The organism is Pseudomonas sp. PS01299 (genome assembly GCF_029960145.1).
In the GTDB taxonomy this organism is placed as follows: domain Bacteria; phylum Pseudomonadota; class Gammaproteobacteria; order Pseudomonadales; family Pseudomonadaceae; genus Aquipseudomonas; species Aquipseudomonas putida_A.
Window position 1 is genome coordinate 1 of the sequence record NZ_JASCPO010000328.1, and the last position, 4,919, is coordinate 4,919.

The 4,919-nt window shown below is 60.7% G+C and carries 3 protein-coding genes; 2 read left to right on the forward strand and 1 reads right to left on the reverse strand.

The window, feature by feature from the left end; all coding sequences use genetic code 11:
• Nucleotides 1-317 precede the first annotated feature (317 nt).
• Together QMX91_RS28945 and QMX91_RS28950 are read left to right on the forward strand one after the other, a co-directional pair.
• On the forward strand, nucleotides 318-1,361 hold the full coding sequence (locus QMX91_RS28945; protein WP_282413763.1) for a YCF48-related protein: 1,044 nt from the start codon (nucleotides 318-320) through the stop codon (nucleotides 1,359-1,361).
• A complete protein-coding gene (locus QMX91_RS28950; RefSeq protein ID WP_103369119.1) occupies nucleotides 1,358-3,742 on the forward strand; it encodes an RND family transporter in 2,385 nt (794 codons plus the stop codon). Before QMX91_RS28945 ends, QMX91_RS28950 begins: the two co-directional genes overlap by 4 nt.
• 305 nt (nucleotides 3,743-4,047) lie before the next feature.
• Here the strand turns inward: QMX91_RS28950 and QMX91_RS28955 are convergent, their stop codons facing one another.
• A complete protein-coding gene (locus QMX91_RS28955) occupies nucleotides 4,048-4,767 on the reverse strand; it encodes a FadR/GntR family transcriptional regulator (protein ID WP_134786600.1) in 720 nt (239 codons plus the stop codon).
• Nucleotides 4,768-4,919 lie beyond the last annotated feature (152 nt).

Sequence of the window (4,919 nt, forward strand, 5' to 3'; positions counted from 1 at the left end):
CCATTACACCCTGTGGGAGGGGGCTTGCTCCCGAAAGCGGTGGGTCGGTCGACATCTCGGGTGCCTGACACAGCGCCTTCGGGAGCAAGCCCCCTCCCACGATGGAAATCACCGCTGACAGGAGGGTCATCCGGTTAACAAAAGATAACGTGGCGCCGATTGTCAGACGTTTCCAAAGCCCGATAGGATGAGCCAGCTTCCCAAGGCGCTCTGGACTGCGGGTTTCACGGCTATGCTTGTGACCTGTCAGTTACCACGAGCACCCTTGCGGCGCCCTAAGGCCCAATGGCCTAACAATAATAAATAGGGGAAGGTCTATGAGTCGTTGCCGCCCGCCGGCGTTTCGCAACACCGCGTTGCTGGCCACAGCCCTCACACTGCTGGGCTGTGCTGCCTTGTCGGCACCCGTGCTGGCCGCCGAAGCGCCCGCCGACGGGGTGTATTCCACCGAATCGGCCAAAGCCGCCAAAAGCCTGATGCTCGATGTCGTCCACGCCGGCACCCGCTTGGTGGCGGTGGGTGATCGCGGGCACATTCTCTATTCCGATGACCAGGGCAAGACCTGGACCCAGGCCAAGGTGCCGACCCGGCAACTGCTGACGGCGGTGTATTTCGTCGACGACAAGCACGGCTGGGCGGTCGGTCACGACGCGCAGATTCTCGCCAGCGAAGACGGCGGCCTGACCTGGAGCAAACAGTTCGAAGACCTCAAGCGCGAAGCACCGCTGCTCGACGTCTGGTTCCAGGACGTTAATCACGGTGTTGCGGTCGGTGCTTACGGTGCATTGCTGGAAACCACCGACGGCGGCAAGAACTGGCAAGACGTCAGCGACCGTCTCGACAACCAGGACCAGTTCCACCTCAACGCCATCGCCGCCGTCAAGGACGCCGGGCTGTTCATCGTCGGCGAGCAGGGCAGCATGTTCCGCTCCCCGGACTGGGGCCAGACCTGGGAGAAAATCCAGGGGCCGTATCAAGGCTCGTTGTTCGGCGTGATCGGCACCGCGCAGGCGCAGACTCTGTTGGCCTACGGCCTGCGCGGCAACCTCTACCGCTCCAGCGATTTCGGCAGCACCTGGCAGCAGGTCGAACTCAAGGCCGCGCGCGGTGCGCTGGAGTTCGGTCTGTCCGGCGCGACCCTGCTCGCGGATGGCTCGACTGTGATCGTCGGCAACGGCGGCTCGGTGATCAGCAGCAGCGACAACGGCGAAACCTTCAGCGTGTTCAACCGCCCGGACCGCATCTCGCTGTCCTCGGTGACGGCGGCCGGTGACGGCAATCTGATTCTGACCGGGCAGGGCGGCGTGCACACCACGCAGCCCAACGGCGCCGAGATCAATAATAAGAAGGCGGGGCTATGACTTCCTTGATCACTCCTCAGCAGGACAAAGCGACGCTCCTCGAACGTCTGATTTTCAACAACCGCCCGGCCGTGATCCTGATCTGTCTGGTGGTCAGCATCTTCCTGTTCTGGCAGGCCACGCTGATCCGGCCGTCCACCAGTTTCGAAAAAATGATCCCGCTCAAGCATCCGTTCATCGAAAAGATGATGGAGCACCGCAACGATCTGGCGAACCTGGGCAACACCGTACGGATTTCGGTGGAAGCCAAAGACGGCGACATCTTCTCCAAGGAGTACATGGAGACCCTGCGGCAGATCAACGACGAGGTGTTCTACATCTCCGGCGTCGACCGCTCCGGCCTCAAGTCGCTGTGGAGTCCGAGCGTACGCTGGACCGAAGTGACCGAGGAAGGTTTTGCCGGCGGTGAAGTGATTCCGCAGAGCTACGACGGCTCGCCGGACAGCCTCGACATGCTGCGCAACAACGTCCTAAAGTCGGGGCAGGTCGGGCGTTTGGTGTCCAATGACTTCAAGTCGAGCATCGTCGACATCCCGCTGCTGGAGTCCTACCCGGACCCGCAGGATCAGGGCAAGCTGCTGGCGCTGGACTACCGCCAGTTCTCCCATGAACTCGAAGACAAGATCCGCAACAAGTTCGAAGCGCAGAACCCCAACGTCAAGATCCACATCGTCGGTTTCGCCAAGAAGGTCGGTGACCTGATCGACGGGCTGGTGATGGTGGTGATGTTCTTCGGCATCGCTTTCGTCATCACCTTGATCCTGCTGCTGTGGTTCACCAACTGCCTGCGCAGTACCGTGGCGGTGTTGAGCACCACACTGGTGGCGGTGGTCTGGCAGCTCGGGCTGATGCACTTCTTCGGTTTCGGACTCGATCCGTATTCGATGCTGGTGCCGTTCCTGATCTTCGCCATCGGCATTTCCCACGGTGTGCAGAAGATCAACGGGATCGCCCTGCAATCCAGCGAAGCCGATAACGCCCTGACGGCGGCGCGGCGCACGTTCCGGCAATTGTTCCTGCCGGGGATGATCGCGATTCTTGCCGACGCCGTGGGCTTCATCACGCTGCTGATCATCGACATCGGGGTGATCCGCGAACTGGCGATTGGCGCCTCCATCGGCGTGGCGGTGATCGTGTTCACCAACCTGATCCTGCTGCCGGTGGCGATTTCCTATGTCGGCATCAGCAAACGCGCGATTGCCAAGAGCAAGAAGGACGCGAATCGCGAGCATCCGTTCTGGCGTTTCCTGTCGAACTTCGCCAGCCCGAAAGTCGCACCGATCTCCATCGCTCTGGCGCTGATCGCTTTCGGCGGCGGCCTCTGGTACAGCCAGAACCTGAAAATCGGCGACCTCGATCAAGGTGCGCCGGAGCTGCGCCCGGACTCGCGCTACAACAAGGACAACAATTTCATCATCAACAACTATTCCACCAGTTCCGATGTGCTGGTGGTGATGGTCAAGACCGCCACCGAAGGCTGCTCGCGCTACGAAGCCATGGCGCCGATCGATGAGCTGATGTGGAAGATGCAGAACACCGAGGGCGTGCAGTCGGCGATCTCGCTGGTGACCGTGTCCAAGCAGATGATCAAGGGCATGAACGAGGGCAACCTGAAATGGGAAACCCTGTCGCGCAACCCGGATGTGCTGAACAACTCGATCGCCCGCGCTGACGGCCTGTACAACAACAGCTGTTCGCTGGCGCCGGTGCTGATCTTCCTCAACGACCACAAGGCCGAAACCCTCGACCGTGCGGTACACGCGGTGCAGGAATTCGCCAAGGCCAACAACAAGGACGGCCTGGAATTCATCCTCGCCGCCGGTAACGCCGGGATCGAGGCGGCCACCAACGAAGTGATCAAACAGGCCGAACTGACCATCCTGATCCTGGTGTACATCTGCGTCGCGGTGATGTGCATGATCACCTTCCGTTCATGGGCGGCGACCCTGTGCATCGTCCTGCCGCTGGTCCTGACCTCGGTGCTGGGCAACGCGCTGATGGCGTTCATGGGCATCGGCGTCAAGGTCGCGACCCTGCCGGTGGTGGCGCTGGGCGTGGGGATTGGCGTGGACTACGGGATCTACATCTACAGCCGTCTGGAAAGTTTCCTGCGCGCCGGGCTGCCGTTGCAGGAAGCCTATTACCAGACCCTGAAATCCACCGGTAAAGCGGTGCTGTTCACCGGTCTGTGCCTGGCCATCGGCGTGTGTACCTGGATCTTCTCGGCGATCAAGTTCCAGGCCGACATGGGCCTGATGCTGACCTTCATGTTGCTGTGGAACATGTTCGGTGCGCTGTGGCTGCTGCCGGCGCTGGCGAAGTTCCTGATCAAACCGGAGAAGCTGGCGGGGCAGAAGGGCAATTCGCTGTTTGCTCACTGATCCGGATGCCTGAAACGACGAAGCCGCAACCTTAGGGTTGCGGCTTTTTTATGAGTCAAGATCAAAAGCCCCTCACCCTAGCCCTCTCCCAGAGGGAGAGGGGACTGACCGAGGTGTGCGGCTTGATACATCGACCTGGAAATACCGAATCGATTATGGATTCACAGCAAATCATGAGATTTGAGATACCAGCCGATTATGGATTCAAAGCAAATCGTTCACGTCGGTGTAGGTCGTCAATATTCCCGGATCGGTCCCCTCTCCCTCGGGGAGAGGGCTAGGGTGAGGGCAAGCGGTCTCAAGGCTTACGAAAGATCCGCCCCAAGCACAACACTCAAGGCACTGCGCGCATCATCCAGCTGCACCAGCGTCGCGTGGCGGGCGCCAAGGGCATCACGGTTCTCGATCGCGGTAAGAATCGCCTTGTGCCGCGGCAGCGCCAGTTCATGCAGATTCGGCCGTTGATTCGAATGCTTCAACGCCTCGGCAATCGCCACCGAAAGCATGTTGCACAGGTTCGCCAGCAGATCGTTATGGGTCGCGTCAGCGATGCGGCTGTGGAAGTCCAGGTCCGGTTGCAGCAAGGCTTCCGGCGTCGGCGCTGATTCCATGCGTTGATAGGCCTCGCCGATGGCGGCGATGTCGGCCTCGGTCGCGTGCTGGGCGGCGAGGGCGGCAGCGGCCGGTTCGATGATGCTGCGCACACTGGTCAGCACATTGAAGAATTCATTCTGCGGGCTGCTTTGCATCAGCCAGTGCAGCACATCCGGGTCGAGCATGTGCCATTCGCGACGGGCCTTGACCACCGTGCCGACGCGCGGTTTTGAATACACCAGCCCCTTGGCCACCAGCACCCGCGTGGCTTCGCGCAACACCGGCCGGCTCACCGCGTATTCCTCGCACAACAGCGCTTCGGCGGGCAGTTTGTCGTCGGGCAAAAAACGTCCGGAGACGATCTGCATGCCCAGTTCCTGGACAATGCGCGAGTGCATGCTTTTACGGTCGGAAGGTTTGCGGTAATCCATGGGGAACGGCGCGATCCTGAGCGATGGAGATGCCGCGCATCATAGCAGGCGTGCGGCGATCTTGAGGCTGATGCATAGCAAATGTAGGAGTGAGCCTGCTCGCGATGGCGGTGTGTCAGTCAGCATCGATACCAACTGGCGGACCGCTATCG